Below are 15,568 nucleotides of genomic sequence, written 5' to 3'. Positions count from 1 at the left end.
GCTCCCGGCGGCAGCGATCAATTCTCTGTGATGAAGCCGGCCCCCACGGTGCGATTGGTCGCCTCGTCGATGACGATGAACGATCCGGTCTGCCTGTTGCGGCGATACGGGTCGGATAGCAGCGGCAATGTCGTGCGCAGATTGACGCGACCGATCGCGTTCAGCCCGAGCTCGGTCGGCGATTGCGAACGATGCAGACTGTTGATGTCGAGTTCGTACTGCACGTGCTTCACAAGCGCGCGTACGGTCCGCGTCGTGTGCTTGATCACATACTTGGCGCCCACGCGCATCGGTTCGGGGTCCATCCAGCAGATCATCGCGTCGATGTCCTGAGTGATCTCGGGCTGATTGTTGGGGCGGCAGATCATGTCACCGCGCGAGATGTCGACCTCATCCTCCAGTTGGATCGTCACCGACATCGGTGGGTACGCGGCCTGCAGTTCGCCGTCTGCCGTGCTGACGGTTCGGACCCGGGTGGGGAGCCCACTCGGCAGAGCGATCACCTCGTCACCAGGGCGCACCACGCCGCTGACCAACTGTCCGGCGAAGCCTCGGTAGTCGCCGCGGCCGTTCTGGGGGCGGATGACGTACTGCACCGGGAACCTGACATCGACGAGGTTGCGGTCGCTCGCGATGTAGACGTGCTCGAGGTGATGGAGCAACGCTGGTCCCTCGTACCAGTCCATGTGCTCCGAGCGACTGACGACGTTGTCGCCGGTGAGTGCCGAGATCGGGATGGCCGTGACATCGGCGAAATCGAGGCGCGCCGCGAAGTCGCGGAACGCGCCGCTGATCTCTTCGTAGACGTCCTGCGACCAGTCGACGAGGTCCATCTTGTTGATCGCCAGGACGACGTGCGGTACGCGCAACAGCGACACGATGGTCGCGTGCCGTCTGCTCTGCTCGACCAGGCCCTTGCGCGCATCGATGAGGATGATCGCAAGGTCTGCGGTCGAGGCGCCGGTCACCATGTTGCGGGTGTACTGGATGTGCCCAGGGGTGTCGGCGATGATGAACTTTCGCAGCGGTGTCGAGAAGTACCGGTACGCGACGTCGATCGTGATCCCCTGCTCGCGTTCGGCGCGCAGCCCGTCGGTCAGCAGGGCGAGGTCCGTGTAGGCGTCGCCGCGCTGCTGACTCGCGCGCTCAACGGCATCGAGCTGGTCGGAGAAGATCGACTTGGAGTCGTACAGCAGACGCCCGATGAGCGTGCTCTTGCCGTCGTCGACCGACCCCGCGGTCGCGAATCTCATGATGTCCATCAGAAGTACCCCTCCTTCTTCCGATCCTCCATGGCGGCCTCGCTCACCTTGTCGTCGCCGCGAGTGGCGCCGCGTTCGGTCACACGGGTCGCGGCGACCTCGGCGATGACCTCCTCGGCGGTGCGCGCGTCGGACAGGACAGCCGCGGTCAGCGTCGCATCGCCGACGGTTCGGTAGCGCACCGTCTCGGTGAACACCTCCTCGCCGTCTCGCGGCGTGCAGTGCTGATTCACGGCGAAGTACATGCCGCCGCGGAGGAAGACCTCACGTTCGGCCGCGTAATAGATGGAGGGCACTTCGATGCCCTCCCGGGCGATGTACTCCCAGATGTCCAGCTCGGTCCAGTTCGACAACGGGAAGCAGCGGATACTCTCGCCCTGGTGGATGCGCCCGTTGTACAGCGACCACAGTTCCGGTCGCTGGTTCTTCGGATCCCACTGCCCGAAGTCGTCGCGGAATGAGAACACCCGCTCCTTCGCGCGGGCCTTCTCTTCGTCCCGGCGGGCGCCGCCCATCAGGGCTGACAGCCCGTGGTCTTCTGCAGTCTTCAGCAGGACCGGCGTCTGGATGCGGTTGCGAGAGCCGTTCGGTTCCTCGCGCACGAGGCCCGCATCGATCGCGGCCTGCACGGACCCGACGATGAGTCGGGCGCCGAGTTCGGCGACGCGTCGATCGCGGTACTCGAGCACCTCGTCGAAGTTGTGACCCGTATCGATGTGCACGACCGGGAACGGCAGAGATGCCGGGGCAAACGCCTTGGTCGCGAGATGCAGCATGACGATCGAGTCCTTGCCACCCGAGAACAGCATGCCGGGGCTCTCGTTCTCGGCGACGATCTCGCGAATGATGAAGATCGCCTCGGCCTCCAGGTAATCGAGTTGCGTCATTCCGTAGCCGACGTCGTCAGCAGTTTCCGCCATTATTCCCCCTCAACTGTGTTGGCGCGTACTCGACGGAGGAGCTCGTCCGCGAGTGACGGGTTGCAGATCATGAGATCCGGAAGATATGGGTTCTCGCGGTTGTATTCCAACGGAGACCCGTCGATCCGCGCCGTGAACAATCCCGCCGCCCGAGCCACTGCGACCGGCGCGGCAGAGTCCCACTCGTACTGGCCACCGGTGTGCAGGTATGCGTCGACCTCACCGCGCACGACGGCCGACGCTTTGAACCCCGCCGAGCCCATCGGGACGAGTTCGGCACCCATTTCTTGTGCGACGGCCACGACGAGTGCCGTCGGGCGCGTGCGCGAGACGGCGATGCGTACGGGGTAGGGAGTCGGCCAGCTGCGGACCGGGTCGTCGGCGCCGAGCGTGATGCCGAGGCCCGGTAGTGCGACCGCGCCGGCGATGAGGTCGCCCGCCGACCACAGAGCGACATGGACTGCCCAGTCCTCTCGCCCTTCCGAGAATTCGCGGGTCCCGTCGAGCGGATCGATGATCCAGACGCGTTCGGCTGTGTGTCGTGCCGGGTCGTCCTTGGCCTCCTCGGACAGAATCGCGTCAGCCGGTCGATGCTCGGCGAGGGCGGCCGCCAACAGGTCTTGGCTGGTGCGGTCGCCGAGATCCTTCAATTCACGTGTGCCGAGCAATCCAGGCTCGCTCGAGCGCTGAAGCGCCTTCAGTGCCGCCCCGGCGTGCTCAGCGAGCATCCTCGCGAGTGCGCTGTCGTCCATGCATCCCCCATCCGATCTCAATCGGTGCGGGGGGCCGGGCGTACGCAGACGCCCGGTACCGGCGGTGCACGCACCACCTGTATGACGCGACTCCCCAGTTGCGTCCTCCCCCAGAAGGCTCACCCTACAAGAAGGGGCCACCGCACCGCCAGATGAGAGTTTGATCATCTTTTGGGTGGGCAAGGCGGTGGATGCTATGCCACAATGCCGCCATGGACTGGGGGATGGTTCTGGGGGCCTTCGCCGTAGGCATCATCGTCGGCTTGACCGGCATGGGCGGAGGGGCGTTGATGACGCCGATGCTTGTGCTGTTCTTCGGCGTGCCGCCGTTGACGGCCGTGTCGAGTGATCTTGCAGCGAGTGCGGTGATGAAGCCGGTCGGGTCATTCGTCCACCTCCGGCGCGGCACCGTGAATCTGCGCCTGGTCGGGTATTTGTGTATCGGATCCGTGCCCGCCGCCTTTGCCGGGGTCTTCGTGTTGAAGGCGATGGGAACGGCCGAAGCAGTGCAGAGCGGCGTCAAGATCGCCCTCGGCATTGCCATCCTCTTCACCGCCTCGATGCTCATGGTCCGGGCCTATTTGCGGCTTGTCGAGCGCGCCCGATCACGCGACGGTCGCGGGCAGCCGCTCCCGCAGGATCGGCCTCATGTGGTGGTCAAGCCGATCCCGACGATCCTTCTCGGTGTCGTGGGCGGGCTCATCGTGGGAATGACGTCGGTCGGTTCCGGGTCGCTCATCATCATCGGGCTCATGCTGCTGTACCCGGGGCTCAAGGCGAGCCAGCTCGTCGGAACCGACCTGGTACAGGCGGTTCCACTCGTGATCTCAGCCGCGATCGGTCACGCACTGTACGGGGATCTCGATCTGGGCATCTCCGTGCCGCTGATCATCGGCAGTGTCCCCGGTGCCTTCATCGGTGCGCAACTGTCGGCCAGACTGCCCGGCGGCATCGTGCGTCGCGCGCTCGCGTTCGTATTGCTCGCGTCCGGTCTGAAGCTGCTCAACGTGAGCAACGAGGTCACCGGCATCGTGCTCGTGGCTGTCGCGGCACTCGGTCCCATCGTCTGGATGTTGATTCGCCGGTCGATGGGCTTTCCAGCGTTGGCGAGCGTCGAGGCGCGCCGAAAACGAGCCTCTCGCGCCGTCGCTGACGAAGCCGGCCCCGGGAGGTCGGAATGACCATCGGCACTCTTGCGCTGGAGGGATCGAGATTGGAGGGTCTCGAGCTCATCCTGAGCGGGCTGGTGCATCCGGTCGCCGAATACGTCCTGCCGGAGCACGGCGGCGCGACGGCAGCCCCGATGCTGCGCGTGCCGCCAGACCTCGTCGATAGCGTCGAGCGAGGCGGCGAGCTGACCCTGACTGATCGCGACAACACGCCGCTGGCCGTCCTGACCGTGACCGGCGCGAGCTTGGGTGTTGACAGTGCATGGCTCGCCGGGCCGCTGCGAGGGGTTCGCGCTGCCGAGCACGGTATCGGTCGGCATCGCCGGATGCGACGCGAGACGGATCTGGAGGGTCGCGTGGCCGTCATCGTGTCGGAGGCGTGTGCTGCCGATGTCCTACGCGCGGTCGCGTTCGCGGAGGGTCGCCCGATCGATTTCGTCCTTGCCGGAGGCCCCGACGCGGTCGTATCGGGCAAGGCGCTCGCAGACTTGGAGGCGTGCATCGAGCAGTTGCCCGACGCACGCGTCTGGTTCGTTCCCGATACCGATCTCGGGACCCCCGAGATCGATGCCGTCTCGCTGCTGACCGACAGTCGCCGTCCCGCCGAGGTCGTCGATCTGCGCCGCCCCGTCTCGTCACCGTCTCGAGGGGCGGTCCTGTTGTTCACTGGCTTGTCCGGGGCGGGAAAATCGACCATCGCGCGGGCTGTGTCGCAGCATTTGGCGGCTCGTGGGTTGCACCGCCCGGTGCTCCTCGACGGCGACAATGTTCGCCACGAATTGTCTTCTGAACTGGGGTTCAGTCGCGAAGATCGAGACAAGAACGTGCAACGGATCGCGTGGGTCGCTGCACGCGTGGCCGAGGGCGGCGGGCTGGCGATCTGTGCGCCGATCGCACCCTTCGCGGCGTCGCGCGAGGCGATGCGGACGAAGGTCGAGCCGAACGCGCCCTTCCTCGTGATCCACGTCGCGACACCTCTTCACATCGCCGAGGGGCGGGATCGGAAGGGGCTCTACGCGAAGGCGCGCGCGGGGTTGCTGACCGACTTCACCGGCATCGATTCGCCCTATGAAGCGCCGGTCGACCCGGCCCTTCGGATCGACACTTCGACGCTGTCGGTCGAGGAGTGTGTGGAGCGGGTAGAACGCATGCTGCGGGAGAAGTCCCTCGTCAGCGGTTCATGAACCAGCTCTCATGTGCTCAGTTAATTAGCTCTCATGGGTTTTGTCGCGCTCGGACGCAAAGGGTACCCTTCCCCAGACAACAATTTCATATCAGTTTTCCATGAGGCCACCCGGGGGGGGAGGGGCCGACTCCTACCCGAAAGCGTCTATGACTTCGCATACTGCCCAGTCACCCGTCCGAAAACCATTGCGTCGCCTCGCGCGAGCCACGATCGCCGGCGCCGCATCCATCGCCCTCGTCTTGGGGGCCGCTCAAGCGGTGTCGGCCGCCGAAACCGAACTCGTCACCAACGGTGACTTCAGCCAGGGCCTGACCGGCTGGCACGTCGCCCCCGGGTCGCCGGAGAAGCTCGTCCTCCGTGAAGGCTCCCGCAGCGCCTACGCCACACTCTGGCGATCTGGCGGCGGTGCGCTCCGCATGGGCGATGTCACCTCGACCGTCCCCAGCGCCAAAGCCGGCGTGACCTACGAACTGACCGCCAAGGTCCGCACGCAGAACGGTTCGCTCACCGGCGATGTGCGCGTCGACGAGGTTTCAACGGCCGGAAAACTGCACCACACCGCCCCCTTCACGCTCACCGACTCGACGTGGAAGACGGTCTCGACGACCTTCACCACGACCCGTGCCGGCGCCCAGCTCAACATCGCGATGGTCGCCTCCGACGCAAAGGCCTACCAGCCGTTGCAGGTCGACGACGTCTCGCTTCGGGTCGTTTCAGGTGGTGGTGCGACGTCGCCCACCACGCCTGCTCCTGTCGAGAATCCCGTGAGCGGGGCATGCGCCCCCTCGTCCTTCGGCTCCGAAACGGACTTCGGGTACGCCCTCGACATTCCGGGGGGGAAGCCACTCCGCGAGGCCTGGGCATACGCGAAGTCGACGTACGGTGCAGCTGATGTCGTTCGAATCTTCCATCCCGGCGTTCCGAATTGGAACGCGGCATCAGTCGTCGAAGGGGCGGACTTGTCGGTGTCCTTCAAGCTTGCTCCCAAGGCAGTCCTGTCCGGTCAGTACGACGCGACGCTTCGCAGTTGGTTCCGTGCCGCGCCACAATCTGTCGACGTGTACTGGACGTACTTCCACGAACCCGAAGACAACATCGAGGCCGGAGAGTTCACTGCGGCCGACTACCGCGCGGCATGGAAGCGCATCGCTGCGATTGCCGATGAGACCTGCCAGCCCAAGTTGCACTCGATGCTGGTGCTGATGGACTGGACCGTCGACTCGCGCTCCGGGCGAACGTTCTCGGACTATTATCCGGGATCCGCCTCGATCGACGTTCTCGGCTGGGACCCGTACAACCCGTGGACCAACAACACCGAGTACCGGACGCCCGCGTCCATCTACGACAAGGTGATCGCGACCTCGAAGGCACAGGGCAAGCCCTTCGCCATCGCAGAGACCGGATCGATGCTGATGGGCGGTGACACGGGAGCGAAGCGAGCTTCGTGGTTGCGCGATATCGCGAGCTACCTCGACAGCCAAGGCGCGCTGTTCGTGACCTACTTCGACACCATCGCCAAGCGTGACTTCCGCCTCGCGGACGCGCCATCAAAGGCGGCGTGGCGCGAGGTGGTCACCGGTTGACACCGATCGTGGGGCTCTCGGATCCGGGAGCCCCACGATCCGATCCGTCGCGAATCAAGACCGAGCGCCACCTCGAGACCGCAGCATCCCGGCTATCCCGAGTTCTCGTCGAAGTCGCCACAGCACGGGGAGGTAGAGCGCGACGCCAGATGCAAACGAGATTGTCGCACCGATCACACCGCCGCCGAGTAGCCCTACGACCCACGGCGCGAGCCCGAAGAGCAGGAGGGGGATGGCAGCGGCAAGCACTGTCAGCCGTCCGAGCGGGTGCACGCCGAGCCCGGCCCGAACCTGCACCAACGGAACCAGATTGTTGACGAGGATCGCCGCGATCCACGCGATCGTCGCACCCAGGATGCCGAGCTCCGGGATCAACCACACATTCAGACCGACGTTGACGATCAGCGCCACCCAGGCGTTGATCATGGTCCACGTCGAACGGCCCGCCATCAGGAGCACGGCATCGACGGCGCCGCAGGCAGTCGCCACGAGCATGGCGGCCGCGAGCAACTGCAGAACCGGTGCGCCGCGTGCATAGTCGGCACCGAACACCATCATGAGCCACTCTGCCTGCACGATGAACGTCAGATACAGGGGCCATGTCGCGAACATGACCCACGCCGTCGACGTTCGATACAGGTGTTGCAGGGGGCCCATCTCATTGCGCGCCGCCAACGCGCTGAATCGCGGCTGCACTGCTGTCCCGATGGCATTGGCAGCGAGCTGGCCGAAGATCAGGAAGCGGCTCGCGGCTGCGTAGACCGCAGCCTCGACCGGGCCCACCCACAGTGCGATCAAGATGATGTCCACCCGCTGGATGCCCACCTGTGCGAATTGTCCGATGGCGCGCGGCCCGCTGAACCGCCAGAACTCGCCCACCGTCTCGCGTCGCGGCATCCACCGATCACGCGCGGGTGCGCCTTCGGGGGAAGGATGGCGGCGGAGCAGGCGCGAGAGCCACGGAGCGGCGACGATCACGACGGCCGCGAACCCGACGACGCGCGTCCACACCAGGTCGGCGCCCCCGGTCCAGCCCGCCAGCGCGAGCAACAGGAGGGCAGTCAGTTGCACCGTCGGATTGACGAACTTGTCGGCGACGACCGTCGGCCGCATCACACCGAACCCGCGCGTTGCCCCCAACAACGAGTCCGCGACGATCGCGGCCAACAATCCACAACACAAGACGGCCACGATCGTCGCGTGCGCCTCGACATCGGCGCCTATCAGAGCCGCACCGAGGGGCTCGCGGAAGATCAGGGCCAGCGAGACCACGAGGACGCCGAGCCCCAGGACGGGAACCGCGCCTGTCGTCAGCACCGATCGAAGCAGTGCTGTCCGTCCGGTGCTGCGGTACCGCGCGAGCAGGTACACGTAACCGACCGGCACCCCGACCTCGACGAGCGCGACGGCGATGAGGAGGATGGAGATCGCGGAGAAGTAGACGCCTGCATCCGCCGGCTGTGCAATGCGGGTGACGATTGCCGTGATTGCGAAGGTCGCCAGTCCCGAGTACGCGGCGCCGGCGAGGTTCGCGATCCCGCCGCGCGCGACGGAGCGAGTGCCCGCTTCGTCGTGTGCAGCGGAATGCCGACTCGCCGTCACTCGCGCCATGACAACGGTCGTCCCCACCAGCGCGCCAGGCGTGCATCCGTCTCATCGAACTTCGCGAGCAGACGCTGTTGCATATCGGACTTCATCGGGTTGCGATCGCGAGCGTTGTGCCGCTCGAACGTGATGCCGTCATGCGGCGGTAGCCCCAGGAAGTCGAGCACGCCCGCGAAGGTCTCCTCCGGTCGGGTGAAGAACTCCTGTGAGTCGACCACGTGCAGTCTGCCCGGCCCGACGGCCGCCTCGAGCGCCTCGATCTGCTCGATGTAGCGTCCGCGGGCGAGATAGGCGTGGTGCTGCAGGTGGAAGCTGACGTACGTCGGGTCCGCGAGCATCTTCTCGCGTTCACCGTGGGTACGCTCCTCTTCGAGCTCGAGGGCGCGCTCGAACGTCTCGGTCTCGAACCCGCGTGCGCGCTCGTGGCTGTGGGCCGAGTACGCGCGCTCGACCGGATCGCGAAGCAGCATGAGAAGACGCACGCCGGGCAGTTCTGCAGCGATGCGCTGCGGCGCGAGTGGATGGAAGCCGTAGAACGGGCTGGACTCGCCCGTGATGGGCCCTCGGCGCCCGAGGCGCTTCAGCTGCGACGTGATGCGGATCGGAAAGTGCCCGCGGTACCACCCGAACGAGCGGTCATGGTGCATGTCGAAGTAGTGGACGCCCTTGAACGCGAACGGACGCGCGACCTCCGGGTGCTGCGCGAGGGTCTTGAACAACGAGGTCGTGCCGCAGCGTTGTCCGCCGACGATGAGGAAGTCGGGCCGCATCCGCAGCCGTGACGTCGCCGTGGCCGTCGCGCCGATCACGGAGCGGGCCAGCGGCTGCAGCGGGCGTAGCAGGTCCTTGGTCGTCGTCATCGGTGCTCCTGTTCGCGATACCAGTCCATGATGGCGGGAAAGATCCAATTCTCGACAGCGCCGAGGCGAGAGCCCGCCTCGTCCTGCCCGTCTTCGACATACCGCGCGGCCAGTCGGATGAGGTAGTCCGCCGCGACCACCGGGGCCAGGGGAGCAGTGATGCCGAGAGGTTCGAGGATGGCGGGCGCCGTGCGCAGGAGGCGATCCGCCGCCTGTCGCGGTGCGAGCCCGTCGGCCGTGACCCAGCGCTGCACGTCGTGATGCAGCAGGTCGAATCCCACCGGCAGACCGCTGCGCCAACGTTCCCAGTCCCACAACACCGGCATCCCGTCGCGGGCGACGCCGAGATTGCCGGCGTGGAGGTCGCCGTGTGACGAACCGTGCACGACGGCCGAGGTCCTGGCGTCGATGTGTCGGGCGGCGGTGACGAGAGGAGCCATCCGGTCGTGCCCCACATCCAACGGCGCGCGAACCACCTGCGCACCCGCGACCCGCCGCACCGTGTCGACCAAGACCGACCGCTCCACGGCGCGCGTCCGATCGAGCCTGGGCAGCGGCGCCATCATCATGGCCTCGACCGCCCCCCACTGCGTCGTCGCGACCAATCGGGGCACGTGCACCTTCGAACCGACGGCGCGTTCGACCTCCGCCAGGGCGGTTGCTTCTTGTCGCACGAGCGGGGCGGTGACGGCATCCCAACCGACTTTCACGACGGCGACGAGCTCACCGCGACGGTCCGTCAGCAGGACGACCGGCTTGCGGTTCGCGCGTGGAGGGCCGATGAGCACCGCGCCGACACGAACGTCACGGCTCAGCACGCCCCGAACCCAGTCGTGGAAGACGCGGGCGTCGGGCGCCCGCCAGTCGGAAACCCGCCAGGGCGAGACGCGCGCCGCGATGCCGCTCGCGGCAAGGCCGGTGAGCACGCCGGTCTGCAGGCGTCGCTTGAGTGACCCGCCGCCGTACTGGTGCCGCACGAGTCGGGTCGCTGCGAGGGCCGGGGCGGCTGAGACGTAGGCGCGCGGCGCCTTGGCGCGGGGGACCGCGAGGACCCGGACCGGCCCCGTCGGGGGCACCATGATGTCGGCGAGGCACTGCCGGAGCGCGTCATCCATGCATGCCGCTTCCAACGACCTCGCGACGGGAATGGGCGCGCTTGGCCGACGGGTCGGTGCCCGTCTGCTGGTTGCGCCACAACACGGCGAGCGACAGCATCGCGAGTGCCAACGGCACGCCGACCGCGGCGTAGAAGTACAGGTAGAACAGCGAAAGGATCACCACCGCAGACGCGGCGATACCGCTCGGTGAATGGTCCCGTCTGAACGTCCAGAGCGACCACAGGAAGAAACCGACGTACAGGATCGTGCCGAGCCAGCCCTGCGCCACCAGCAGCAGCCACAGGTGCCCCGTGCTGCCGATGACCCGTTCGCCGCACTGCTCACAGTCCGCGGACGGTCCGATCGCGATCGACTCGTACGATCCTTGCGTCTTGCGGGTCGAGCCGAACCCCAGGATCGGTGATTCGTTCGCGAGGCGGATGGCGTCGGCGGCGAGGTTCTCGCGGATCTGATCGGAGTGCCCTGCCTCGATGCGTGATTCGACGAGTTCGCTCGCGGGCGTGAAGGTGATCAGGCCTGCTCCGAGGACGACTGCGGCGGTGATGGCGGCGACCGGCGCGAAGTGCAGGCGCATCGCGAGGCGCACTGCGACGTAGACGATCGCGAGGATGGTGCCGACCCAGACGCCTCGATTCAACGAGGCGAGAATCGGGATGGCTGTCACGGCGACGATGAGCGCGATCCATGGACGAAGCCGGCGCGAGACCACTGCATAGACCACGAGCCAGATGAGCGCCATCGAGACGACTTCGCCCCAGGTGTTCGTGTACTCGAACGGTGCGGAGGGGCGCGGTGCGTCTTCGCCGAGGATGTCCTGCACCTGTGCGAGCCGGACGGTGCCGTCTCCGACGAGGATGCTGGGCAGCACGTAGCTCGCGGGGGCGCGGAAGGAGAAGTCCGGTGCCACCAGGCCGGCGAGCCCGAGCAGGCCGGATGCCGCGGCCATGACCGAGATCGCGGCGACCACGCTGCGCACCGGGAGCGACCGGTCGGTGTGGTTGCCGACGTACAGCAGAAGGAAGGTGAATGCGAGGTAGCTCATGAGGCGAAGCGCGTAGGCGCCATACGGCCCGATGCCGCCCTGTACCGCTGTCTGCGGCGCATCGACACCGAGCATGACCGCGCTCATCACCACGACCACGAGGAACATCACCCACAGCAGCCACGCCGGCGGGAGCCGCAGCGGCCGCATCCGCATGAGGTAGAGGCCGAGCACGACCGCCAACACCGGGTACACGAGCGTCGTGACGCCGAGTGCCCACCACAGCGGGTAGGCGGCCGTCGCAGCCCACACTGGCCACGACGGCGGCAATGACACACGTCCGAACGCGGACGAGACCGGAGACTCGCCGCGCATCTAGATGCCGCCCGTCGTCCTCGCAAGGATGGGGCCCACCGCGGTGTCGTCGAAGCGCATTTCGGTGTCGGCTTCGGTTGCTTGCGCGGGGGATTCGGCGGGGACGGCGTCGCGGTGTCGCGCCCGTCGAGGTCTGCGATCCGGCGCGACGAGCGCGACGACGATCGTTCCGGTGAACTGGGAGCGCTCGATCGACTCGAGTGTCCGGGCGAGATCCCGGTCATCGACCCCACCTGCGCGACCGATGACCACGACGCGGTCCATCGTCCGAAGCATCGCCTGCGCGCCGGCGGAGTCATGCACGGACGGCGTCGCGGCCACGAGCACGGTATCGGTGAGACCGAGGATGCGGGTGACCGAGCGCGGCCGCTGGAGCAGCCTGCCGAGTTGCTGGGGTGAACTTCCCGGACCGATCGCCATCAGCCCGGTCGCGTCCACCTCGATCGCGGTGGCGTCCGCGCCATTGATGAGATCGGTGATGCCGGGACCGTCGATGCCCAGCTCGCGCGGCACGTCGGACGTCGGATCGATGACCGCGTACACCGCGGAGCCCAGGCGCCGGGCGTACGCGCGGCCGAGTGACAATGCGATCCAGTCGCTCCCCGAATTCGATCCGACAGGGGTGACCAGCACACGGTCGGGGTCGCCCGCCGCCGACGAGTCGATCGCGATCCTCAGCTGATCGACCTCCTCTTCGAGACCGGGGTCGTGATCATCCGACCCGCCCGTGCTGGAGAGCAGCTCGTCGTGCGTCCGGAGGCGACGTCGCGGGTGCACGTCTCGAGGGCTCCTGATGCGGTGATCGAACTGCCCCAGGATCACCGCCAACGACAGTGCCGCCAGAATGCCCACGACCATGCCGATCGCGGTGTTCACCACGAAGCTCGGCGATGTCGCGTCGCGGGGGAGGTCGGCTGCGCTCAGCACATGGCCGGGGTTGACCGCCGAGCGCGTGAGCGCAGACAGGTTGGCGTTCAGCGCGGCGATCTGATCGACGAGTGTCTCGCGCTGACTGGACGCGATCGCACGGTCGACGTCGCTCAGGTCCTCGTCACGGCTGCGTGTCGTCTGTTCGGCGAACTCCTCCTGCAGGGTCTCGAGTTGCGCCTCGATGCCCGCCTTGGCCTCGGCGATCGCCTCTTCGCTCCCGGCGCGGCGTTGTGCGAGGTAGGCGCTCGCATACCCTTCAGCGCCTCGCTGCGCGGCCTCCGCAGAGTCGGCCTCGAACGTGATGTTGAGGACCTGGCTGTTCGCGGGGACCGTGACCGAGACCGCAGCCGCGATCTCTCGGGCTGTGAGATCTGTGCCGATGTCGGCGGCCACCTGGTCGGCGAGGGTGACCGATCGCACGATCTGCGCCTCGGTGTCGAGGTTGATCTCGCCGTTGGTGCGGCCGTTGGCGACCGACGCATTCGTGTTGCTGGTGACAGGCGCGACCAGCACGCTCGTCGTCGATGCGTATGTCTTGGGCAGGAAGTACGTCGCGGCAGCCCCGGCCGCAGCGAACAGCAGCGTGATCACGACGATCAGCAACCACCGTCGCCTGATCGCGTCCATCTGGCGCGATGCATCGACTCTTCCCACATCGGTTCTCAATGCGTCCACAAACGTCCCGCTTCCCCCAGCGAACGACCCACTCCCCAGTGGTGACGTACACCCTAATATGGCGGGCATGTCGATGAGCGCGCAAGCTTCTGGTTGGTGTGAATACGGACAGGATGCTCCATGACCGCGCCGACCGTCCTGTATGTCGGGGGCTTCGGGCGCTCCGGATCGACCCTGGTGGAACGAGTCGTCGAGGCTGCTCCGCAGGCTGTTTCGCTCGGTGAGGTCGTCCACTTGTGGCGTCGCGGCGTCGTCGAGAACGAGCTCTGCGGGTGCGGCGAGCCGTTCGACCGTTGTCCGTTCTGGACAGCAGTCGGAGAGCGGGCGTTCGGTGGATGGTCGATGCTCGACGTCGATCGCGTACTCGCGTTGCAGCGCGAGGTGGACCGGCAGCGTCATGTTCCGCGAACGCTCCGGCCGTTCTCCAGGCGTACGCGAGCCGCGATGCGTCAGTACACCGGGTACTACCGGGCGGTATACGAGGCTGCCGCCTCGGTCTCCGGGGCGGAAATCGTCGTGGACTCTTCGAAGCACGCCTCGACCGCCGCCGTGCTCGCGAACGACACCGGGATCGATCTGCGCGTGCTGCACCTCATACGCGACAGCGTCGCCGTCGCCTACTCCTGGTCAAAGGAGGTCAGCCGGCCCGAGACCGCAGAGCGCGGTGAAGGGATGACCCGCTACTCCTCGTCTCGCGCGTCACTGCTGTGGTCCTCCAACAATCTCCTCGTGGCACTCGTGCGACTGGCGCGCAGGCCTGTGCGCCGTTTGCGATACGAGGACTTCGTGCGGAACCCGTCGGAAGCATTGCGGCAGGTGTGGCGGGGCCTCGCGCTGCCAGGCGATTTCACGCCTCGCATCGAGCAGGGCGTGGGCGTGGAGCTCGAGCGCGGTCATTCGATCGGCGGCAATCCGATGCGCTTTCGAGAGGGGCCGGTCGTCATACGCGAGGACAATGCGTGGCGCACCTCGATGCCCCGGAGGCGGCGATACCTGGTCGCGTTGCTGACAGCACCGCTGCGACTGTGGATGGGGTATCCGCGACGCTGACAGACGAACGGCTGTTGCCTCAACCCGGTCGGGCGCCTAGCATGGGCGCGATCCGGCGCGTGCGTAATGGGGATGTCGCGGCCGGCTGGAAGACTGGGGGAGCAGGTGGAGAAGTCACACTCCACCACGGGGGAGCAGAGTGCGCACTTGAGCGATCTGCCCGACGTGGATGTCATCATTGCGACGCACAACCGGCCTGAACTGCTGAAAGTAGCGCTCGAAGCGGTCCTTCGGCAGTCCTACGCCGGGAGGATAACGATCTATCTCGTGTTCGATCAAAGTGATCCTGATCTGTCATTGGCGCGCGAAGGCGATGATCGGCGTGTCATTGTTGTCGCCAACGACGAACGGACGCCGGGGCTTGCAGGGGCGCGCAATACCGGTATCACTGCTGGATCCGCACCGTTCGTTGCGTTCTGCGACGATGATGACGAGTGGTTGCCGTCCAAAGTCGCGAGCCAGATCGATGAGCTGATTCGGTCCGGACATCCGACCTCGGTGACGGGCATCATCATCGATTACGGCGAGCATCAGAACGTTCGAATCCCTACGCCGTCTCGGATGAACTTCGCGGAGTTGATCCGTGACCGTGTCATGGAAGCGCACCCATCGACGGTGATGGTTCGGCGGTCGGCGCTTGAGGGTCCGATTGGCCTCGTCGATGAAGCGCTGCCAGGCAGTTACGCGGAGGACTACGACTGGATTCTTCGGGCCGCAAAAGTGGGTGGCTTCGCCGTCGTCCCTGAGGCGCTCGTGCGCGTCCGGTGGGGCCAGTCGCTGTTCTCAACCCGATGGCAGATCATCGCTGACGCGATGGATTACATGCTCACCAAGCACCCCGAGTTCCTGGAGAGCCCCAAGGGCTGTGCGCTGCTGTACGGCCGCAAGGCATTCGCTTTGGCTGCCGTCGGGCGGCGCCGAGAAGCGTTGAGCACGGCGTACGCGGCGTGGCGTCGGAACCCGCGTGAGCGTCGTGCGTACCTCGGAGCAGCCGTCGCTCTGAGGCTTGTCTCGGCACCGCGGCTGATGGACATGGCACACAAGCGAGGGCGCGGCATCTGAAGACCGTTACAAGTCGGGGCTTGTTCGCGTCGACCTGAA

At 66.5% G+C, this 15,568-nt stretch carries 13 protein-coding genes; 5 read left to right on the top strand and 8 right to left on the bottom strand.

Annotation, left to right across the window (positions count from 1 at the left end; all coding sequences use genetic code 11):
* Positions 1-17 precede the first annotated feature (17 nt).
* The 3 genes from ACSF8R_RS08255 to ACSF8R_RS08245 are packed head-to-tail and all read right to left on the bottom strand — an operon-like array spanning position 18 to position 2,934.
* The gene (locus tag ACSF8R_RS08255; RefSeq protein WP_434811387.1) at positions 18-1,262 is read right to left on the bottom strand and encodes a sulfate adenylyltransferase subunit 1; all 1,245 of its coding nucleotides are present in this window, start codon (positions 1,260-1,262) and stop codon (positions 18-20) included.
* Positions 1,262-2,182 carry a sulfate adenylyltransferase subunit CysD gene (gene cysD, locus ACSF8R_RS08250; protein ID WP_434811386.1) on the bottom strand — a complete coding sequence of 307 codons (921 nt, stop codon included), beginning with the start codon at positions 2,180-2,182 and terminating at the stop codon, positions 1,262-1,264. Before cysD ends, ACSF8R_RS08255 begins: the two co-directional genes overlap by 1 nt.
* Positions 2,182-2,934, bottom strand: coding sequence for a 3'(2'),5'-bisphosphate nucleotidase CysQ (locus ACSF8R_RS08245; RefSeq protein ID WP_434811385.1), 753 nt, complete (start codon positions 2,932-2,934; stop codon positions 2,182-2,184). The genes cysD and ACSF8R_RS08245 overlap by 1 nt, the downstream gene beginning before the upstream one ends.
* A 212-nt stretch (positions 2,935-3,146) precedes the next feature.
* Between ACSF8R_RS08245 and ACSF8R_RS08240 the strand changes: the two genes are divergently transcribed.
* The 3 genes from ACSF8R_RS08240 to ACSF8R_RS08230 all read left to right on the top strand — a co-directional run bounded on the left by ACSF8R_RS08240 (position 3,147) and on the right by ACSF8R_RS08230 (position 6,872).
* Entirely contained in the window at positions 3,147-4,115 is a 969-nt protein-coding gene (locus ACSF8R_RS08240) for a sulfite exporter TauE/SafE family protein (RefSeq protein WP_434811384.1), read from the top strand.
* A complete protein-coding gene (cysC, locus tag ACSF8R_RS08235; RefSeq protein WP_434811383.1) occupies positions 4,112-5,287 on the top strand; it encodes an adenylyl-sulfate kinase in 1,176 nt (391 codons plus the stop codon). Before ACSF8R_RS08240 ends, cysC begins: the two co-directional genes overlap by 4 nt.
* A 259-nt stretch (positions 5,288-5,546) precedes the next feature.
* Positions 5,547-6,872 (top strand): carbohydrate binding domain-containing protein, encoded by a 1,326-nt coding sequence (locus ACSF8R_RS08230; RefSeq protein ID WP_434811382.1) that lies wholly within the window; start codon positions 5,547-5,549, stop codon positions 6,870-6,872.
* Positions 6,873-6,926: 54 nt separating this feature from the next.
* Here the strand turns inward: ACSF8R_RS08230 and ACSF8R_RS08225 are convergent, their stop codons facing one another.
* From ACSF8R_RS08225 to ACSF8R_RS08205, 5 genes are all read right to left on the bottom strand, one after another.
* Positions 6,927-8,483 carry a lipopolysaccharide biosynthesis protein gene (locus tag ACSF8R_RS08225; protein ID WP_434811381.1) on the bottom strand — a complete coding sequence of 519 codons (1,557 nt, stop codon included), beginning with the start codon at positions 8,481-8,483 and terminating at the stop codon, positions 6,927-6,929.
* On the bottom strand, positions 8,471-9,337 hold the full coding sequence (locus ACSF8R_RS08220; RefSeq protein WP_434811380.1) for a sulfotransferase family protein: 867 nt from the start codon (positions 9,335-9,337) through the stop codon (positions 8,471-8,473). Before ACSF8R_RS08220 ends, ACSF8R_RS08225 begins: the two co-directional genes overlap by 13 nt.
* The gene (locus ACSF8R_RS08215) at positions 9,334-10,452 is read right to left on the bottom strand and encodes a hypothetical protein (RefSeq protein WP_434811379.1); all 1,119 of its coding nucleotides are present in this window, start codon (positions 10,450-10,452) and stop codon (positions 9,334-9,336) included. The genes ACSF8R_RS08220 and ACSF8R_RS08215 overlap by 4 nt, the downstream gene beginning before the upstream one ends.
* Positions 10,445-11,749, bottom strand: a complete 1,305-nt coding sequence (locus ACSF8R_RS08210; RefSeq protein ID WP_434811378.1) for an O-antigen ligase family protein — start codon at positions 11,747-11,749, stop codon at positions 10,445-10,447. Before ACSF8R_RS08210 ends, ACSF8R_RS08215 begins: the two co-directional genes overlap by 8 nt.
* Before the next feature lie 63 nt (positions 11,750-11,812).
* Positions 11,813-13,369: a Wzz/FepE/Etk N-terminal domain-containing protein gene (locus ACSF8R_RS08205; RefSeq protein ID WP_434811377.1), complete on the bottom strand. Its 1,557-nt coding sequence runs from the start codon at positions 13,367-13,369 to the stop codon at positions 11,813-11,815.
* Between the two features lie 168 nt (positions 13,370-13,537).
* Here ACSF8R_RS08205 and ACSF8R_RS08200 point away from each other — a divergent pair, with 168 nt between their 5' ends.
* The gene (locus ACSF8R_RS08200) at positions 13,538-14,467 is read left to right on the top strand and encodes a sulfotransferase (RefSeq protein ID WP_434811376.1); all 930 of its coding nucleotides are present in this window, start codon (positions 13,538-13,540) and stop codon (positions 14,465-14,467) included.
* Between the two features lie 147 nt (positions 14,468-14,614).
* Positions 14,615-15,529, top strand: a complete 915-nt coding sequence (locus tag ACSF8R_RS08195) for a glycosyltransferase family 2 protein (protein WP_434811375.1) — start codon at positions 14,615-14,617, stop codon at positions 15,527-15,529.
* The last annotated feature ends 39 nt before the right edge of the window (positions 15,530-15,568 follow it).

The sequence above is a fragment of the Microbacterium sp. bgisy189 genome, from assembly GCF_965345345.1.
GTDB lineage: Bacteria > Actinomycetota > Actinomycetes > Actinomycetales > Microbacteriaceae > Microbacterium.
The sequence above is the reverse complement of the archived record's forward strand: the minus strand, read 5'-3'. Positions and strand labels throughout refer to the sequence as shown.

Excerpts from the sequence above, each read along its gene's own strand:
- cysD (WP_434811386.1), bottom strand. The coding sequence starts at position 2,182 with ATGGCGGAAACTGCTGACGACGTCGGCTACGGAATGACGCAACTCGAT.
- ACSF8R_RS08205 (WP_434811377.1), bottom strand. The coding sequence starts at position 13,369 with ATGGACGCGATCAGGCGACGGTGGTTGCTGATCGTCGTGATCACGCTG.
- ACSF8R_RS08255 (WP_434811387.1), bottom strand. The coding sequence starts at position 1,262 with ATGGACATCATGAGATTCGCGACCGCGGGGTCGGTCGACGACGGCAAG.
- ACSF8R_RS08240 (WP_434811384.1), top strand. The coding sequence starts at position 3,147 with ATGGACTGGGGGATGGTTCTGGGGGCCTTCGCCGTAGGCATCATCGTC.
- cysC (WP_434811383.1), top strand. The coding sequence starts at position 4,112 with ATGACCATCGGCACTCTTGCGCTGGAGGGATCGAGATTGGAGGGTCTC.
- ACSF8R_RS08220 (WP_434811380.1), bottom strand. The coding sequence starts at position 9,337 with ATGACGACGACCAAGGACCTGCTACGCCCGCTGCAGCCGCTGGCCCGC.
- ACSF8R_RS08225 (WP_434811381.1), bottom strand. The coding sequence starts at position 8,483 with ATGGCGCGAGTGACGGCGAGTCGGCATTCCGCTGCACACGACGAAGCG.
- ACSF8R_RS08200 (WP_434811376.1), top strand. The coding sequence starts at position 13,538 with ATGACCGCGCCGACCGTCCTGTATGTCGGGGGCTTCGGGCGCTCCGGA.
- ACSF8R_RS08245 (WP_434811385.1), bottom strand. The coding sequence starts at position 2,934 with ATGGACGACAGCGCACTCGCGAGGATGCTCGCTGAGCACGCCGGGGCG.
- ACSF8R_RS08215 (WP_434811379.1), bottom strand. The coding sequence starts at position 10,452 with ATGGATGACGCGCTCCGGCAGTGCCTCGCCGACATCATGGTGCCCCCG.